Origin of the sequence: Pseudomonas sp. zfem005, assembly GCF_032621735.1 — a bacterium.
Lineage (GTDB): Bacteria > Pseudomonadota > Gammaproteobacteria > Pseudomonadales > Pseudomonadaceae > Metapseudomonas > Metapseudomonas solani.
Genome location: NZ_JAVYJE010000001.1, coordinates 1 through 17,334, shown reverse-complemented (window position 1 = coordinate 17,334; position 17,334 = coordinate 1). Strand labels below are relative to the sequence as shown.

Here is a 17,334-nt window from a genome sequence, read left to right as displayed (position 1 = left end):
ATGCCATTCGTCACTTCGAAAAAGCGGACTGTGAACTATTGAACTAGTGTGAACACACAGCGTTTGGCAGCGCTATCAAGGGGTTGCGATCATGAAGTTAGAAATAACACGAGCTTTGTTCCTCGTCGGAGCTCTGGGCGTCGCTTCCATCGCCGCGGCGGCCTGGCATGAGCCATCGCCGTCGGTCATCAGCGTCAATGGCCTGGGCTACTGTCCCCTGCCGCCGAACGCCCGCCACAAGGCCGATGTCATGCCGGACAAGCAGTTGCTGCTGCTGATGTTCGGCCTGTCCCAGGGCATGGGGCCGCAAGGCTGAGAAGCGTCCCGTAGACATCCGAGCCCCGCGCATGCGGGGCTTTTCATTTGCGCCGCCGCCGTCATTCCGTGATCGCCACGCACCTTTTCTCGTTCCTCCAGCGCCGATTTCCTGCAACGGTATGGACCTTGCAGACCTACTGCTCACCCACTGGCGATAGTAGGGTTGCTGCGGTTTACCGCCCGGAATAGAGGCATCGTTGCTCCATGGGGTGACTTGAGTCCGGGCTTGCCGCCGTGCACAGGGTTACCGAGTGCACGTTCCTGTTACCGCAAGCGACATCAAAAAGGGCGTGAGTCATTTGCCCCCCTGGGTGGTCTGGATCTCGACGGAGACTGCGACCGACCAGGCGATAAACGGAGGGGATGGTCTGATGGAGACAGCTGTGATTGCGTTGGCGAGCGATGTGGACGACCCGTTCGAGCGCTTCTGGAACTGGCGTGGGGAATGGGTCGAAGCACCGAACCTGCGACGGGGCGGTGAGAGCGGGGTGGAGCGGGTGCGCCGCGAGGACGGCGCCGTGCTGTATAGCAAGCGCCAGTGCGGCCACCTCTATCGCAGCCTGCTGCACCCCTTCGGGCGCCCGACGGTGCTCCGTGAACGGGACGCCATCCGTGCGTTCGAGCGCCTCGGTGTGAGGGTGCCACGGCTGGTCTTCTGTGGTGCCCGGCGCGGCGGCGAGGCCGGCTGGCAGGCACTGCTGGTGACTGAGGCGCTGGACGGCTTCATCGACTTCGAGCGCTGGTACGCCTCAGTGGAAGGGCGGCCCGACACCCTGGCGGAGCGCGAACAGGTACTCAGGCAGGTGGCCGAGGTGCTGGCGCGGCTGCACCGGGGTGGCTGGCAGCACGGCTGCCTCTATCCCAAACATGTGTTCATCCGGCTCGGAGACGAGGAGGGCTCTGCATCGGTGGAGATCGCCCTGCTCGACCTGGAGAAGAGCCGCCGTCGCTTCGCCCACGCCCGGGCGGCCTTCAACGACGTCGGCCAGATCAAGCGTCATTCGGCCATTCGCGAGGATGACTGGGCCTGCCTGCTGGCCGCCTACGAGCTCGCCTTCGGCAGCCGCGTGGAGGCGTTGCACCGCCTTTGACGGCCCTTGAATGAAAAAGGCCCCGCATCTGCGGGGCCTTTTTCGTTCAACGTGGCTCAATGGCTGGTGGCGGGCTCTGCCTCCGGCTGGGTGGCGGGCCGTGGGTCCGGCTTGGCCAGCAGGGTATAGACGCAGGGCAGCACGAACAGGGTGAACAGCGTGCCGATGGACATGCCGGTGGCGATCACCATGCCGATGTCGAAGCGGCTCACCGCGCCCGCGCCGCTGGCGAGAATCAGCGGCACCATGCCGAACACCATTGCCGCGGTTGTCATCAGCACAGGGCGCAGGCGGATGGACGCGGCTTCTTCCACGGCCTCCCTGGCGCTCAGGCCCTTGTCGCGGCGCAGCTGGTTGGCGAACTCCACGATCAGGATGCCGTGCTTGCTGATCAGGCCGATCAGCGTCACCAGGCCCACCTGGGTGTAGATGTTCATGCTGGAGATGCCCAGGAACAGCGGGATCAGCGCGCCGCAGATCGACAGCGGCACCGTCACCAGGATCACCAGCGGATCGCGGAAGCTCTCGAACTGCGCGGCCAGCACCAGGAAGATGATCGCCAGGGCCAGGCCGAAGGTCACGTAGAGCGCACTGCCTTCCTGCACGTACTGGCGCGAGGCGCCGGCGTAGTCGAAGGCGAAGCCGCGCGGGGCTTCCTCACGGGCGATCTGTGTCACCGTCTCCACCGCATCACCCATGCTCACCACCGGGAAGCCCTCGATGATCGCCGAGTTCAGCTGCTGGAACTGCTTGAGCTTGGTCGGCCGCGCGGTGTCGTGGACCGAGATCAGCGTGGACAGGGGCACCATGGCGCCGCTTTCACTCTTCACGTAGTAGTTGTTCAGCCAGTCCGGGTTGTCGCGGTAGGCGCGCTCCACCTGGGCGATCACCTTGTAGCTGCGACCGTCGATGGTGAAGCGGTTGATCTCGCCTTCACCCAGCAGCAGCGCGAGGGTGGAGCCGAGGTCCTCCATGGAGACGCCCATCTGCGCGGCCTTCTCCCGGTCGATATCCACCACCACCTCCGGTTTGTCGAAGGCCAGGTCGACGTTGAGGAAGGCGAACTTGCCCGAAGCTTCCGCGCGCTGCTTGATGCGCTCGGTCACCTGCAGCAGCGACTCGTAGTCGTTGGGGGTGTTGATCACGAACTGGAAGGGCAGGCCTTCACCGGTGCCCGGCAGCGACGGCAGGTTGAAGCCGAAGATCTGCAGGCCCGGGATGCGGTCCAGCTTGCCCTGGACCTCGTGCAGCAGCTCCATCTGGGTGCGCTCGCGCTCATCCCAGGGCTTGAGCAGGAAGCCGCCGATACCCGCCTGAACACCGTCGAAGCCGTTGATCTGGAACGACGAGTAGTACTCGGGGAAGGACTTGAAGATGTCCACGAACTCGTCGGTGTAGGCGTTCAGGTAGCTCAGGTTGGTCGGCTGCGGTGCCTTGGCCATGAGGAACACGATGCCCTGGTCCTCGTCGGGGGCCAGTTCGCTCTTGGTCATCATCAGCAGGATCGGGATCAGCGCCATGACGATGACCGCGAACACCACCACCACCGGGCGGGTGTTGAGGGTGCCGTGCAGGGCGCTCTGGTAGCGACGCTTGAGACGCTCGAAGATCATGTCCAGCTTGTGAGCCAGGCCGCTCGGGTTCTCCTCGTGGCGCAGCAGCTTGGAGCACATCATCGGCGACAGGGTCAGGGCGACCACGCCGGAGATGATCACCGCGCCCGCCAGGGTCAGGGCGAACTCGCGGAACAGCGCACCGGTAAGGCCGTCGAGGAAGCCGATGGGGGCATACACCGCCGCCAGGGTGATGGTCATGGAAATGACCGGCACGGCGATCTCGCGGGCGCCCTCGATGGCGGCATCGAAGGGGGTCTTGCCCTCTTCGATATGCCGGTGGATGTTCTCCACCACCACGATGGCGTCGTCCACCACCAGGCCGATGGCGAGCACCATCGCCAGCAGCGTCAGCAGGTTGATCGAATAGCCCATCAGCTGCATGAAGAACAGCACGCCGATCATCGACAGCGGGATGGTGATCACCGGGATCAGCACCGAGCGGAAGGCGCCGAGGAACAGGAACACGACCACGATGACGATCAGCACTGCCTCGCCCAGGGTCTTCACCACCTCGTCGATGGAGGCCTGGATGAAGCGCGTGGCGTCGTAGGCGATGGAGACCTTGAGGTTCGGCGGCAGCTGGGCTTCCAGCTCCGGCATGATCTCGCGCACATGCTTGATCACATCCAGCGGGTTGGCGCTGGGGGTGCCCTTGATACCGATATAGACCGAGGGGATGCCATCGAAGGAGCTGATGGAGTCGTAGTTCTCGGCGCCCATCTCGACCCGGGCGATGTCACGCACCAGCACGCGGCTGTCGCCCTGGGTCTTCACCGGGATGGCGGAGAAGGCTTCGGGGGACTTGAGGTCGGTGGTGGCGTTGATGCTGGTCACCACGTACTCGCCCTTCACCTGGCCGGCGGCCGAGAGGAAGTTGTACTTGCGCACGGCATCGCTGACGTCGCCGGCGGTGACGCCGTAGGCGGCCATCCGCACCGGGTCCAGCCACAGGCGCATGGCGAAGACCTGGTTGCCGAGGATCTCCGCTTCCGCCATGCCCGGCAGGGTGGCCAGCTTGGGCTGGATCACCCGCGACAGGTAGTCGGTGATCTGCGGGTTGGACAGCTCGTCGCTGTAGAAGCTGATGTACATCAGCGCCGAAGCGTCGGCCGACTCTTTGGACAGCACTGGGTCCTCGGCATCCTGCGGCAGCTGGTTCTTCACCTCGTTGGCCTTGGCCAGCAGTTCGGTGAAGAGACGATCGGAGTTCGAGCCGATGCGCGCGTAGATCGAGATGATCGACAGGTTCTGCTGGCTCGACGACGTCATGTAGTCGATGCCTTCGGCACTGGCCAGGCTCTGCTGCAGGGGCTGGGTGATGTAGCCCTGGATGGTCTCGGCGTTGGCACCGGGGTAGGCGGTGGTCACCGTGATCAGGGCGTTTTCCATCTGCGGGTACTGGCGGATCACCAGCTTGCTGAAGGCCTGGAAGCCCAGCAGCACGATCAGCAGGCTGACCACGGTCGCCAGTACCGGGCGACGGATGAAGGGATCTGTAAAAGCCATATCGGTATTCCTTGGCGTCGGGCCTTATTGCCCGGAGCTGGCTTGTTTGTCCGTTTGCGGCTGCAGGGCCTGGTCGTCGGCGATGGCGACATGGGAACCGTTGTCCAGCTTCAGCTGGCCGGCGGTCACCACCTGCTCCTCGGGCTTGAGGCCCTTGAGCACCACGACCTTGCCGTCGCGGCGCGCTCCGGTCTCGACGAAGCGGCGCTCGACCACCAGCATCGGCTCGCCCTTGTCGTCCTTCTGCACCTGGCCGTCCTCGCCCTTCTTGGCGTCGATCACGTAGACCGAGTTGCCGTAGAGGGTGTAGGTGATGGCGGTTTCCGGCACGACGATGCGCGCGGTGTCGCCCGGCAGCAGCACTTCGAGGTTGGCGAACATGCCCGGCAGCAGCTTGTTGTCGGGGTTCTGCAGCATGGCGCGGACCTGCAGGTTGCGGGTGCTGTCCTCGACCTTGGGGTTGATCGCCGCGACCGTACCTTCGAAGAACTCGCCCGGGTAGGCGGCCACGTTGATGCGCACGCGCTGGTCGATGGCGAGCTTGGGTACCGCCTGCTCGGGCAGGTAGAAGTCGACGAACAGGGTGCCGAGATCCTGCAGGGTGGCGATGGTGGTGCCGGAGGAAAGGAAGTCACCCACGTCCACCTGGCGGATGCCGATGGTGCCGGAGAAGGGCGCGACGATGCGCTTCTTCGCCAGCATGGCCTTCAGTTGGGCAACGCTGGCGGTGGATTTCTGCAGCTCCGAGGACAGGCGGTCGAACTCGCTCTTGGAGATGTTCTGCCGGTTCACCAGGCTGCGGCCGCGCTCGAACTCCACGCGGGCCAGGGCCAGGGTCGCCTCGGCGGTGGCCAGGCTGGCCTTCTCCACGTCGCTGTCCATCTGGATCAGCGGCTGGCCCAGGGTGACCTTCTCGCCGGAGCGGAACAGCACGTCCTGCACGGTGCCACCGACTTCTACGGTCAGGTCGACGCCCTGGAAGGCCTTGAGCGAGCCGATGGCCGGCAGACGCTCCTGCCAGGGTTGCTCCACGGCCTTGGCCGCCGAGACGCTGATGGCCGGTTTCGGCGCCGTGAACATGGCGATCTGCTGTTTGATGGAGAAGACTTTATAAACGGCGAGCGCAGCCACCACGAGGATGACCACGCCGAGCATGATGAGCATGCGGCGGAGCAACATATTCCGGTTCCTTGGCAAGGCAGATTGAGGCCTGGGAATAGGCGAGGGGTGCACCTTAGTACCACTGGCGGGGGCAAGTCAAAGGCGCGGAATTGCAAAAGTTTACATGCTGGCACGATGCCCATTTGGGCACTTGCAGATCGCCGGAGATCGCCACGGATCGCCTCATTTCAGCCAGCTGGAAACGGCCGCCGGGAGCCCGTGCGGTTTGCTGTGGAAAAGCACGCTGGACGCCAGGGGCGGCTGGGCGGTGGGCGCAGGGTGCAACCCGGTCAGGGCGCTGGCGCGGCAGGTGCTACCGGCCGGGGCGGGGCAAGGCACATCCCTGTGCCGGGAAACGCGTCAGGCGCTGAAGCGGCGGGTGACCCCGTTGAGCTCGCCGGAGAGCTCGTGCAGGCGGGTACTGGCCGCCTCGGTGCGTTGCACGTTTTCGTTGTTGGTGACGGCGATGGCGGTGATTTCGGTGAGGTTGCGCGAGATGTCCTCGGCCACCGAGGTCTGCTCCTCGGCCGCCGTGGCGATCTGCCGGTTCATGTCGCGGATGGCTTCCACCGCACCGGTGATGCGCTGCAGCATGGCGCCGGCCTCGGTGACCTGGGTGACGCTCTGCTCGCTGCGGTTCTGACCGTTCTCGATGGCGCGCACCGCGTTCACCGCGCCGGTCTGCACCGTGTCGATGATCTGGTGGATCTCGGCGGTGGATTCGGCGGTGCGCTGGGCGAGGGTACGTACCTCGTCGGCGACCACGGCGAAACCACGGCCCTGCTCGCCGGCGCGGGCCGCTTCGATGGCGGCGTTGAGCGCCAGCAGGTTGGTCTGCTCGGCGATGCCACGGATCACTTCCAGCACCTTGCTGATGCGGCCGCTGTCGTTCTCCAGGCGGCGGATCACGTCCGCCGTGGAGTCGATCTCGCCGCGCATGCCGGTGATGCTCTGGATGGTCGCCTGCATCACCCGCTCGCCCTGCTGGGCGGAACTGTCGGCATCGTCGGCGGCGCGGGCGGCGTCGGCGGCGTGGCGCGCCACTTCCTGGGCGGTGGCGGACATCTCGTGCATCGCCGTGGCCACCTGGTCGGTGCGCGAGAACTGCTCGCGGGTGCCGCCGGCCATCAGCGTGGCGATGGCGTTGAGCTCGCCGCTGGCGCTGTCCAGTTCGGCGGTGCTGTGCTTGAGGCGGTTGAAGGTGTCGGCGAGGAAGTCGCGGAGAACGTTGGCCGAATTGGCCAGGCGCCCCAGCTCATCGCGGCGGCTGGTGTCGACGCGCTCGCCGAAGTTGCCCTGGCTGAGGCGGGCGATGTGGTCGATCAGGTTGCGGATCGGGTCGATCAGGCGGCGGTTGATCAGCCAGATCGCCAGCAGGCCGATCAGCACGCTGGACACCAGCATCACCACCAGGCCGGTGGTTACGGTGCTGGCGGCGCTGGCACTGATTTCGGCGGACTGCTGGGTGCCGCGGTCATGCAGCTGGGTGACCAGGGCCGTCATCTGCTCGCTGGCGGCGCGGTCGATGCCCTGCACGGCCTTGTCGCCTGCACTCGGGTCGGCGCCGGCGGCGAGGAAGGCTTCGCGGCCCTTGCGGTAGGCAGCGCCCAGGCTCTGGTGCTCGTTGCGCAGGCGCTCCACCTGGCTCTGCAGGCTGGAGTCGCCCTGCTCGCGGGTCTCGCTGACCAGCTTGCCGAGGATGTCCTGCACCTTGCGCTCCTGGTCCTCGAACTGGCCCCAGTACTTGGCCAGGGCAGCCGAATCCTTGCCCCGCAGGAGGACGTTCTTCCATTCCTGCACCTGGCCCTTGAATTCGACGTTGGCGCTGTCGACGAGGCTCGACGCCTCCAGCGTGCCGCCTACCAGGTTGCGGTAGGACTGGATCCCTCCAGATAGAAAGTTGAAGCAGGTCAAGGCTATGACCAGGATCAGCAGCAGGCTGCCGCCCAACAACGCGAGTAGCTGGCCTCGCAGGGAGTTTTGCAGGGACATGGGATTACGCCTCGGGGACGTGGGAGGGATGGGTTGCAGATGGAGTATAGGTCGGCCGCCGCGACCGTTCGTTTAGGCCGCGGCGACGAAATGCAGGGGTCAGGCCAGGTGCAGGTGGTTGTCCCAGAGTCCGGCGGGGAGTTGCAGTGGAGCGGCGGCGATCTCGGCCTTGCGGCAGTCGTAGAGGCGGCAGCGGCCTTGGCCGGAGGTGACCACGAAGCCGTCCTTCACCGCGCCGACGCCGGCGCAGTCGGGCAGGGGCGCGTCCAGGCGCACGGCGCCGCTGTCCAGGTCCCAGATGAAGAAGCGATTGCCGCGCGGGGCGGTCAGGGCCACCAGGCGCAGCTCGTCGTGGATGGCGACGCTGGCGGTGTACTGGGCCATCGACAGACGCTGCTCGTCCGCCAGGGGGAAGGGCTGGAAGGGCTGGCCCGGGCGCTTGATCGCCAGCAGATCGGCGTGGTCGCTGGCGTCGCCCATGTACTGCTGCCCGGCGACTAGGGTGCCGTCGGCGGCGATGGCCAGGTGGCGCACGCTGTTCATCTGCTGGGGCAGGGTCTCGCGGGAGATCAGGCTGCCGTCGCGGCGCATCAGCACCAGGCTCGGCTCCATGGCGTGGAGGTTCATTTCCACGCGGCTCTCGGCCTCGGTGCGGATGCCGCCGTTGGCGACCACGAAGGTCTCGCCGTCGGGCATCCAGGACACCTGGTGCGGACCCAGGCCGTGGGTGGAAAGCTCGCCCTGGTGGACCAGCCGGCGGTCGGCGTAGGCATAGACGCCGAGCAGGCCGCGGCCCGGGTCGCTGGTGTCGTTGTCGGTGGTGTAGAGCCATTCGCCGCTCTTGTGGAACACGCCGTGCCCATAGAAGTGGCGGTTGGGCAGGGACTTCACCGTCTGCAGCAGGCTGCCGTCGGTGAGGTCGATCAGGTAGCTCTCGGTGCCCGGGCGGCGGGCGACGAACAGGGCCACCGCCTCGCTGGGGTGCTCGACGATGTCGTGGCAGCGCTGGGCCACGCGGGTGGCGAACACCTGGGTGCCGTCGAGGCGGTAGCCGACGGCGTAGTGGCCGCCGTCGGCATCGTCACGGGCGGAGAGCAGCAGCGGGTCGCGGCCTTTGCGGCTCAGGGTCCAGCCGCCGAGCGTCGCGGCGCCGAGCAGCAGGCTGCCGAGGGCGAGTACCTGGCGGCGGAACATATCAGTCACCATCGTTGGCATTGAAGCCGAGTTGCACGTTGAGGACGCGGGCCAGCTCGTTGGAGTGCAGGCGGTGCACCACGTCGAGGCTGTCGTAGAAGACGTTCAGTTGCTTGAGGCCTTCCTCGCTCTGCAGCAGTTTGCTCAGCGGCGGGTCCAGGGCTTCGAGCTTGGCGCGGGCGTCGGCGTAGGCGGCGTCGATTTTCTCCGCCAGGGCCTTCTGGTCATCGCCCAGCAGGCTGCGGATGCCCTTGCCGTCGGCGCCCTGCCACAGCTGCTCGGCGCTGAGCAGGCTGGCGCCCAGGCTGGCCAGGGAGGTATCGCTGCGCCAGCCATCGGCCTGGTAGGGCTGCGGCTGGCTCTTGGTCTGGCGGCCCATGGGCGTGCCGAGCTTCTTCTTCAGGGTGTCCAGGGCGGTGACCTGGACCCGCAGCAGCTCGGAGACGGCCTCGTGGGAGTCCGCGTAGCGCTGGTTGGGGAACTTGCTCAGTTGCTCGAGCATGCCGTCCTTGCTGTTCCAGGAGGCGAGGATTTCCTCGGCGAGGCTCTGCTGGCGCTGGCCGATGGCTTCCAGCAGCGGGCAGTAGCGGGCCTTCTGTTCCTGGTCGGCCAGGTCCAGGTTGCTGTCGAAGAGGATGTATTCGTAGGCCGAGAGGCCCTGCACCACGACGCTGGACTTGGCCAGGCCGGCGGCGTCGATGTCGGGCTTGGCCTTGACCAACTGCTCGACCTGGCGACCCACCAGGTTCTTCTTGTCCGGCCAGAACTGCACCTGCCAGGCGCGGTTGCCTTCGGCCAGCGGACCGACCATCAGCGGCTGCAGCTCGGCCCAGGCCTTCTGTGCCACGAGGAAATCGGCGCGGGCCTTGTCCAGCTCTTCCTTGCCGGAGCAGAACGCCAGGGCGCTGGCGGCCAGGGCGCGGTCGGCTTCCACCCAGCGGCTGTAGGTGGGCAGGATCACCTGCTTGGCCAGCGCAGCGGTGGCCTGGGCTTGCGGGTCCTGTGGGGCGCAGGCGCCGAGAGCCAGGGCGGCGAGGCTGGTGAAGAGCAGTTTGGGTCTGAACATGCAGGGCTCCTTAAAGGGAATTCAGGAATGCCAGCAGCGCGGCTCGCTGTCCAGCGTCATAGCGCATGACGGTCTGTTTCGCCGTCTCGGCCTCGCCGCCGTGCCAGAGGATGGCCTCGAGCAGGTTGCGGGCGCGCCCATCGTGAAGGAAACGGGTGTGGCCATTGACCGCTTCGGTCAGGCCGATGCCCCAGAGGGGCGCGGTGCGCCAGTCGCGGCCGCTGGCCTGGAACTCGGGACGGCCGTCGGCCAGCCCCTCGCCCATGTCGTGAAGCAGCAGGTCGCTGTAGGGGCGGATCACCTGGTTGGCCAGCTCCGGCTCGGCGGCATCGCTGCCGGTGGTGAAGCTCGGTACATGGCAGCCCTGGCAGCCGGCCTGGTGGAACAGCCCTTTGCCGTCGAGCACCTGCGGGTCGTTCACCTGGCGCCGCGCGGGCACAGCCAGGTTGCGGGCATAGAACAGCACCAGGCGCAGGATGTTGTCGCTGACCTCGGGCACACCGCCGTTGACCGCGGCCAGGCAGTCGATCTGGGCGGGCATGCAGTCGTCGCGGGGCAGCAGGCTGGTGGTCAGGCCCATGTCGCCGGAGAAGGCGTGGGCGTTCTGCTGGTTGAGGCTGGGCTGGCCGGCCTTCCAGCCGAAGCGGCCGAGCACGGTCTTGCCGGCGGCGTCATCCCAGACCTGGTTGGCGCGGCCGACGATGCCGGCGGGCTTGTCCTTGGAGGCGCCCACGTTGGCGAGGATGGCGGCTTCGGGAATGGCCTCCAGCAGGCCCAGGCCGATCATCGGCGGGGCGACGCGGGCGGAGAACATCGTCTGCGGGTGCATGGGGCCGTAGCCGAGCTGGGTGATTTCCAGGGTCGGCTTCTGCAGCTCCACGCGGGTGCCGTCGGCGAGGGTCACCGGCACCGTCTCATAGCGCATGCGCACCTTGCCTTCCGGGGCGACGCCGGGGATGGCCACGTCCTGCAGCTGGCCGCCGTACACCGGTTCGGGCACCACGCCCAGGCGCTCCAGGGTGCGCTGGTGCTCGGCCTTGGCTTCGGCCGGGATGGACAGGCGCACCAGCATGGACACGGCATTGATCGCGCCCGGCTCGGGCGGATGGCCGCGGCCGTCCTTGATGTGGCAGTTCTGGCAGGCGTTGGTGTTGAACAGCGGGCCCAGGCCATCACGGGCGGTGGTGGAGGAGGGCGCGATCACCCAGGGATTGCGGAAGAAGCTGTTGCCGACGCTGAAGTCCAGGCGCCGGCTCGGCGGCAGGTTGGCCGAGGGCAGCGAGAAGGCGTTGCGGTCACTCTGGTCGACCGTGGTGGCGCCGCCGGAAAGGTGCTCACCCGGCTCTGCCTGGGTGAAGCGTGGCGCGTCGTCGCAAGCGCCCAGGCCAAGTACTAGCAGCAGGGGAAGTGCGCGGCGCAAGGCCGATGAAGCGGGCATTGGCGGGGTCCGGTCGGCTGAAAACAGGCGGGCAATGTTAGCAGGCGAAGGATTATTAAATAAGAGGGATTTGCGTTTGCCCATGAGGGCGATCCGCTGCTCGGGCGGGTGCGTCAAAAGGCCCGGGGAAGAAGCTGGGGCCCGCATGGGGAGCGGCCCTGCGCTGCTCTTGCGCGGGCTGACGAGCGCCCACAAAAAAGCGGATGCGGCGTTGCGCCGCATCCGCTTCGCTTGTTACCGGGTCGATCAGAATTCGTGATCGGCGTTGTCCGGTTTCAGGTCGCTGATGCCCAGCTTGCCAGCGGCTTGCTCGATGGCACCGGTCTGCTTGACCAGGGCGGCGATGGCGTCACGGACGATCTGGTTGCCTTCGGCGTTGTCCGGGGCGATCAGCTGGTCGAAGTGCACGTCCTTGTTGGCGCTGTCCACCAGGACCTGCAGCTTGGCTTCGGTGGCTTCCAGGTCGGCCTTCAGGGTGGTGTCGGTCGCGGCGTCGGTCTTGGCGACCAGGGACGACAGGCTCGGGCCGGTCAGGGTGGTGCCGTCGACCTTCTTGTACTCGCCCAGGTAGACGTTGCGGATGCCCTTGCCGTTGTAGAAGTGCGAGTTGTGGGTGTTGTCGCTGAAGCAGTCGTGCTCGTCTTCAGGGGAGTTGGCTTCCAGCGCGACCTTCATGCGCTCGCCGGCCAGTTCGCCCAGGGACAGGCTGCCCATGCCGAAGAGCATCTTGCGCAGGCCGGATTCGGCCGGTTCGGCTTCCAGCTTGGCGCGGTAGTTGTCGGCAACGCCGGCTTTCCACTGGCCGACCATGTAGTCCAGGTCGCTGACCAGCAGGTCGGTGGCGGCCTTCAGGTAGGCGGCGCGGCGGTCGCAGTTGCCGCCGGTGCAGTCCTTGCCCTGGGCGTAGTCGGTAGCCGGGCGGTTGCCGGCGCCCGGGCCGGTGCCGTTCAGGTCCTGGCCCCAGAGGAGGAATTCGATGGCGTGGTAGCCGGTGGCGACGTTGGCTTCGGAACCGCCCAGCTCGTTCAGGCTGGAGAGCTTCTCACCGGTGATCTCGGTGACGTCGATCTTGTCTTCGCCGACCTGGATTTCCTTGTTGGCGATGATGTTGGCGGTGGCGCCCGGGTTGCCCAGCGCATGCTGGTAGTCCTTGGCGACGTAGTCGATCAGGCCTTCGTCCAGCGGCCAGGCGTTGAGGCCGCCTTCCCAATCGTCGACAACGGCGTTGCCGAAGCGGAAGACTTCGCTCTGCATGTACGGGGTGCGCGCGGCCAGCCAGGCTTCGCGGGCGGCTTTCAGGGTGTCGTCGCCAGGCTTGGCGATGAAGGCGTCGACGGCTTTCTGCAGGTTCACGGCGGTGCTGTGGGCATCGCTGAACACGGCCAGAGCCAGGTCGGCGTAGTGGTTGACCACGGCCTTGGCGGCGGCTTCGTCGACTTTCGCTACGGTCGCGGCAGGCGTGCTGCTGGCGGCTGCTGGAGCGGCGGCTTGCGGTGCGGCGGCCTTGTCCTTGTCGTCGCCGCAACCGGCGAGGGTGATGGCAATGGCAAGCAGGCTGGCAGTAGCCAGGGGCATACGACTCATGGCGAATTCCTTTGCGTGTTGTGGGGGACGTGGCGCAATTGCGCCCGAGAAACCGCGACATAATGCGAAAGATTTGCATTTTTGAAAAGGCCCGATGCAGCGTCCCCTGGATGCGGGATGTGCCCGTGGTCTCTATGCGCCAGCCGGGCTGACGTTAGAATGCCAGCAGTCATGTTCCACCGAAGCCAAGGAGTTGCTCGCATGTCCCTGACCAGTGTCGCCCTGATCGTTGCTGCCCTGCTGGTCGCCGCCTACGCGGTGACCCTCTATAACGCCCTGGTGCGCCTCAAGCACGGCGTGACCAAGGCCTGGTCGAACATCGAGGTGCTGCTCAAGCAGCGCCATGACGAGCTGCCCAAGCTGGTGGAGACCTGCAAGCAGTACATGCAGCACGAGCGCACCACCCTGGAAAACGTCATCGCCGCGCGCAACGCCGTGGCCAGCGCCCGCGAGCGTGGCGACGTCGGCGCCCTGGGCCAGGCCGAGAGCGGCCTGCGTGCCGGCCTGGGCCAGCTTTTTGCCCTGGCGGAGAACTACCCCCAGCTCAAGGCCAACGAAAGCTTCCAGTTCCTCCAGCAGCGCATCAGCGGCCTGGAGAACGGCATCGCCGACCGGCGCGAGCTGTACAACGAAGCGGTCAACCTCAACAACGTGCGCATCGAGCAGTTCCCGGATGTGCTGCTGGCCCGCCTGTTCGGCTTCAAGCCCGCCGAGCTGCTGGTGTTCAGCGAGGCCGAGAAGGCCGACGTCGACCTCAAGTCGCTGTTCAACTGATGGTCAGTGGCGATGCCGCCGGGCTCGCGATGAGCCTGGCCTTCAGCCTCGGCGCCTTCTTCGGCGGCGGCTGGTGGTGCCTCAAGCGCCTGTCCGAGGCGCGCTTCCTGCTGGATACGCCGACCTCGAAGATCCGCTCCGCCGCCCAGGGCTATGTCGAGCTCTATGGCGTCCTCCAGGAATCCACCCTTGGCCAGCTGCAGGCGCCGCTCACCGGCAAGCCCTGCCTGTGGTGGCGATTCCGTATCGAGGAGTACCAGGAGAGCGGCAAGAACAAGAGCTGGCGGGTGATCGAGAGCGGCACCAGCGACCAGTGGCTGCAACTGGGCGATGGCACCGGCGATTGCCTGATCGACCCGCGCGGCGCCGAAGTGCGCCCCTCCACCCGCGAGGTGTGGAAGGGCAACCAGCGCCACCCGCGCAATGTCGCGGCGCAGCCCGGTTTCCTCGGCATGCTGCTGGGGGGCGGCGAATACCGTTACACCGAGGAGCGTCTGCACCTCGGCGGCCCGCTCTATGCCATCGGTGATTTCCACACCGCCGGTGCCGGCCACCAGGGCTTCGACGGCACGGCAGCCCAGGGCGCGGTGATCCGTGAATGGAAGAGCGACTTCAGCGGCCTGCTGCGGCGCTTCGACAGCAACGGCGATGGCCAGCTGGACGAGGCCGAGTGGAACCGCGTGCGCCTCGCCGCCCAACTGGAGGCCGAGGACCGCCACCGCTCCACCAGCGCCGCGCCCGCGGTCAACCACCTGCGCAAGCCCGGCGAGTCGCGGCCTTTCCTGCTCTCCAGCCATGGCGAGGACGTGCTCGCGCGCTCCTTCTACTGGCAGGCCCTGGGCGGGGCTGCCGTGTGCATCATCGGCGCGGTGGCCACCGTGTACCTGCTGCAGGTGACGGGGCTGGTGTGATGCCTGGCGCCTCTGCGTTGGGCCTCGCTGCGCTCGGCGCCAACCTACGAGCTCCGTAGCCCGGGCTTCAGCCCGGGAAGGGCACGCACGAAGCCGAACGGCAACCATGAAAAAGCCCGCCATCGAGGCGGGCTTTTTCATGGCCGGGATTCAGAGCGTCGCGGGGTTGGAGGCGGCGTTGGTCAGGCGGCGGGCCTGCTTGAGGTAGCCGGTGAGTTCGCGGGCGGGGAGGGGTTTGCTGTAGAGGTAGCCCTGCCCCTCGTTGCAGCCCTGGGAAATGATGTACGCCTCCTGCTCCTGGGTCTCCACGCCTTCGGCGATCACCTGCATGCCCAGGCTGCGGGCGAGCTGGATGATGGCGCGCACGATGGTGGCGTCGTCCTCGTCCTCGAGCACGTCCTGGACGAAGCTCTTGTCGATCTTGATCTTGTCCAGCGGCAGGCTCTTCAGGTAGCTCAGGGAGGAGTAGCCGGTCCCGAAGTCGTCGATCGCGATCAGCGCGCCGGAGCGGCGCAGGCTCAGCAGGTGCTGGGCTGCGGTGGAGATGTCCTCCATCAGGCCGGTCTCGGTGACTTCCACTTCCAGGCTGCGCGGCGGCAGGCGGTAGACCTGCAGCAGGTTGTTCACCACCCGTGGCAGCTCGGCGTGGTGCAGCTGCACGGTGGACAGGTTGATGGCCATGCGCAGTTCGCTGAAGCCCTGGTCGTGCCATTCGCGCAGCTGGCGGCAGGCCTGGTCCAGCACCCATTCGCCGATGGGGATGATCATGCCGTTCTGTTCGGCCAGGGGGATGAACAGGTCCGGCGGCACGAAGCCGTGCTGCGGGTGCTGCCAGCGCAGCAGCGCCTCGACGCCCACCACGCGGTGGTCGCGGTAGTCGACCTGGGGCTGGTAGACCAGGTGCAGTTCGTTGCGGTTGAGTGCTTCGCGCAGGTCTTTCTCCAGCTCGCGCCGACGACGCATCTCGCTGTCGACGCTGGCGATGTAGAACTGGTAGCGGTTGCGCGAGCGGCTCTTGGCCAGGGTCATGGTCTGTTCGGCTTTCTGCAGCAGCTTCTCGGTGCTGTCGCCGTCTTCCGGGAACAGGGTGATGCCGATGGTGGCGCGCAGGCGCACTTCCTGCTGTTCCAGGGCGAAGGGCGCCTCGAGGTCGTCGAGCACGCTCTGGGCCAGTTCGGCCGCTTCGTAGGGTTGTTCGATATCGGCCTGGACCAGGGCGAACTGGTCGCCACCCAGGCGGGCCAGGGCGCCGAGGCGGCCGCTGTGGCCACGCAGGCGGTCGGCGAGGGCGATCAGCAACTGGTCGCCGGTCTGGTAGCTGAACTGTTCGTTGACGCCCTTGAAGTCGTCCAGGCCGACGCAGAGCACGGCGACGCGGCGCTGCAGGCGGCCGGCGTCATCGAGGATCTGGTCCAGTTGCTGCTGCAGTTGCTGGCGGTTGGGCAGCCCGGTGAGGAAGTCGTACTGGGCCATGCGCAGCAGGCTGTTCTCCGCCTCCCGGCGCAGGTGGGTATTGCGCTCGATGGAGGCCAGCAGCTCGTTGGCGGTGTTTATCCACAACCCCAGTTCGTTCTTCTCGTTGCCCTTGAGCATGGGCAGCTTGTGCTCGCTGGGGCGGTCGGGATTGATGTTGGTGAGGTGCTCGATGATCTTCGACAGCGGCTTGGTCAGCAGCCAGTGGTAGACCGAGTAGAGCACCAGGCCCATGGCCAGGGCGCGCAGCACCCCGGAGACGAAAATGATCACCGAGCTGACGACGAAGTCCTCGCCGTAGGGCGCGGTGTCCAGGGTGATGTTGAGGTCGCCGTAGTACTCGCTGTACGGGCCGCGGCCCACCAGCTGGGTGGTGAAGTTCTGTTCCTTGCCGAGGATGGCATCGGTGAGCCAGCGGGTCGGCAGCTCCATCAGCGGGCGCGACTTCTCTGCGAGCATGGGCTCGTTGGGGTGGCCGATGGCGGCGAAGCGGACCGACTCGTGCTGGAACAGGCCCTCGATCACCTGCATGCCCATCTCCCGATCGAGGCTGTAGACGGCCTGGGTCGAGGGATCGCGGAACATGCCGAGGATGCGGTGGGCATCGTTGGCCACCGCCTGCCGAGTCTTGTAGACGTCGAACACAATCTGCGCGCAGCTCAGCACTACACCGACCACCAGCGCGGACAGGAGCACCACGCGGAGCAACTTCAGTGACAAGCTGTGTTTGAGATCCAGCTTCAAGTAGGGATTCCTTGTTCGATGCCGGTAGGCGTCAGACCGCTTGAGTATTGGCAAACACGAGATAGCCGTCAAAGGGCCATTACGCAAATGCGCGGATTTTCACCTTGTCCGGTTCTCAGCCGGCACATTCTTCGGACGAACCTTGTCCCAGTCTGCACTGTGTCGGTGCGCTGGCTCCCCGCTTTAATGCCGTTCGACGGATTTCATTCTGGCACAGCCTGGGCGAATGCCCCGGCGATCCGGCGGACGGCGCCTCCCGGCGTCTCCAGCCGTTCGTCGTCTGCCGGCAGATGCACTGCAAGCTTCGCTCCGGGGGCGTTGATTTGGCTCTGTCTGCGTTAGCTGTTGTGATTTTAACGCAGGCGCTCAAGCACGGCCCTTTCCGGGCGCCCGAGGGTTTGCGCTACCTCCACCGCATGGGTTTCGCTTCGCTCTACACCATCCTACGAAAGCCCGTGCGCACCTG

General features: G+C 66.4%; 12 protein-coding genes and 1 pseudogene. 4 read left to right on the top strand and 9 right to left on the bottom strand.

Annotated features, from left to right (window positions below):
* Positions 1-91 precede the first annotated feature (91 nt).
* Both RTW82_RS00060 and RTW82_RS00055 read left to right on the top strand, forming a co-directional pair.
* Complete coding sequence (locus tag RTW82_RS00060; protein WP_043241251.1) at positions 92-316, top strand: hypothetical protein; 225 nt, start codon at positions 92-94, stop codon at positions 314-316.
* A gap of 388 nt (positions 317-704) precedes the next feature.
* A complete protein-coding gene (locus RTW82_RS00055; RefSeq protein WP_316924330.1) occupies positions 705-1,409 on the top strand; it encodes a lipopolysaccharide kinase InaA family protein in 705 nt (234 codons plus the stop codon).
* A gap of 56 nt (positions 1,410-1,465) precedes the next feature.
* Here RTW82_RS00055 and RTW82_RS00050 read toward each other — a convergent pair whose 3' ends face one another.
* The 8 genes and pseudogenes from RTW82_RS00050 to RTW82_RS00020 form a co-directional block, all read right to left on the bottom strand.
* The gene (locus RTW82_RS00050) at positions 1,466-4,531 is read right to left on the bottom strand and encodes a multidrug efflux RND transporter permease subunit (protein WP_271660144.1); all 3,066 of its coding nucleotides are present in this window, start codon (positions 4,529-4,531) and stop codon (positions 1,466-1,468) included.
* 24 nt (positions 4,532-4,555) lie between these two features.
* Positions 4,556-5,710, bottom strand: a complete 1,155-nt coding sequence (locus RTW82_RS00045; RefSeq protein ID WP_316923920.1) for an efflux RND transporter periplasmic adaptor subunit — start codon at positions 5,708-5,710, stop codon at positions 4,556-4,558.
* Positions 5,711-6,052: 342 nt separating this feature from the next.
* Positions 6,053-6,757 carry a methyl-accepting chemotaxis protein gene (locus RTW82_RS31580; protein WP_410478748.1) on the bottom strand — a complete coding sequence of 235 codons (705 nt, stop codon included), beginning with the start codon at positions 6,755-6,757 and terminating at the stop codon, positions 6,053-6,055.
* 228 nt (positions 6,758-6,985) lie between these two features.
* Positions 6,986-7,096 (bottom strand): annotated as a pseudogene (locus RTW82_RS31575) (hypothetical protein); the annotation flags it as partial.
* A 687-nt stretch (positions 7,097-7,783) separates the two neighbouring features.
* Positions 7,784-8,878, bottom strand: a complete 1,095-nt coding sequence (locus tag RTW82_RS00035) for a DUF1513 domain-containing protein (protein WP_316923918.1) — start codon at positions 8,876-8,878, stop codon at positions 7,784-7,786.
* A gap of 1 nt (position 8,879) precedes the next feature.
* Positions 8,880-9,944 carry an imelysin family protein gene (locus RTW82_RS00030; protein WP_043241239.1) on the bottom strand — a complete coding sequence of 355 codons (1,065 nt, stop codon included), beginning with the start codon at positions 9,942-9,944 and terminating at the stop codon, positions 8,880-8,882.
* Positions 9,945-9,954: 10 nt separating this feature from the next.
* The gene (locus RTW82_RS00025) at positions 9,955-11,382 is read right to left on the bottom strand and encodes a di-heme oxidoredictase family protein (RefSeq protein WP_316923917.1); all 1,428 of its coding nucleotides are present in this window, start codon (positions 11,380-11,382) and stop codon (positions 9,955-9,957) included.
* 246 nt (positions 11,383-11,628) lie between these two features.
* Positions 11,629-12,966, bottom strand: coding sequence for an imelysin family protein (locus RTW82_RS00020; protein ID WP_316923916.1), 1,338 nt, complete (start codon positions 12,964-12,966; stop codon positions 11,629-11,631).
* 201 nt (positions 12,967-13,167) lie between these two features.
* Here RTW82_RS00020 and RTW82_RS00015 point away from each other — a divergent pair, with 201 nt between their 5' ends.
* Both RTW82_RS00015 and RTW82_RS00010 read left to right on the top strand, forming a co-directional pair.
* The gene (locus RTW82_RS00015; protein ID WP_043241229.1) at positions 13,168-13,740 is read left to right on the top strand and encodes a LemA family protein; all 573 of its coding nucleotides are present in this window, start codon (positions 13,168-13,170) and stop codon (positions 13,738-13,740) included.
* Positions 13,740-14,651, top strand: a complete 912-nt coding sequence (locus RTW82_RS00010) for an E3 ubiquitin ligase family protein (RefSeq protein WP_265167775.1) — start codon at positions 13,740-13,742, stop codon at positions 14,649-14,651. The genes RTW82_RS00015 and RTW82_RS00010 overlap by 1 nt, the downstream gene beginning before the upstream one ends.
* Positions 14,652-14,801: 150 nt before the next feature.
* Here RTW82_RS00010 and RTW82_RS00005 read toward each other — a convergent pair whose 3' ends face one another.
* Positions 14,802-16,868, bottom strand: a complete 2,067-nt coding sequence (locus RTW82_RS00005; RefSeq protein WP_043241223.1) for a putative bifunctional diguanylate cyclase/phosphodiesterase — start codon at positions 16,866-16,868, stop codon at positions 14,802-14,804.
* Positions 16,869-17,334: the final 466 nt, after the last annotated feature.

What these genes read in the sequence shown, in the direction of transcription:
- RTW82_RS00025 (WP_316923917.1), bottom strand. Translation starts at nt 11,382, where the DNA reads ATGCCCGCTTCATCGGCCTTGCGCCGCGCACTTCCCCTGCTGCTAGTA.
- RTW82_RS31580 (WP_410478748.1), bottom strand. Translation starts at nt 6,757, where the DNA reads ATGTCCGCCACCGCCCAGGAAGTGGCGCGCCACGCCGCCGACGCCGCC.
- RTW82_RS00035 (WP_316923918.1), bottom strand. Translation starts at nt 8,878, where the DNA reads ATGTTCCGCCGCCAGGTACTCGCCCTCGGCAGCCTGCTGCTCGGCGCC.
- RTW82_RS00045 (WP_316923920.1), bottom strand. Translation starts at nt 5,710, where the DNA reads ATGTTGCTCCGCCGCATGCTCATCATGCTCGGCGTGGTCATCCTCGTG.
- RTW82_RS00020 (WP_316923916.1), bottom strand. Translation starts at nt 12,966, where the DNA reads ATGAGTCGTATGCCCCTGGCTACTGCCAGCCTGCTTGCCATTGCCATC.
- RTW82_RS00015 (WP_043241229.1), top strand. Translation starts at nt 13,168, where the DNA reads ATGTCCCTGACCAGTGTCGCCCTGATCGTTGCTGCCCTGCTGGTCGCC.
- RTW82_RS00060 (WP_043241251.1), top strand. Translation starts at nt 92, where the DNA reads ATGAAGTTAGAAATAACACGAGCTTTGTTCCTCGTCGGAGCTCTGGGC.
- RTW82_RS00030 (WP_043241239.1), bottom strand. Translation starts at nt 9,944, where the DNA reads ATGTTCAGACCCAAACTGCTCTTCACCAGCCTCGCCGCCCTGGCTCTC.
- RTW82_RS00050 (WP_271660144.1), bottom strand. Translation starts at nt 4,531, where the DNA reads ATGGCTTTTACAGATCCCTTCATCCGTCGCCCGGTACTGGCGACCGTG.
- RTW82_RS00010 (WP_265167775.1), top strand. Translation starts at nt 13,740, where the DNA reads ATGGTCAGTGGCGATGCCGCCGGGCTCGCGATGAGCCTGGCCTTCAGC.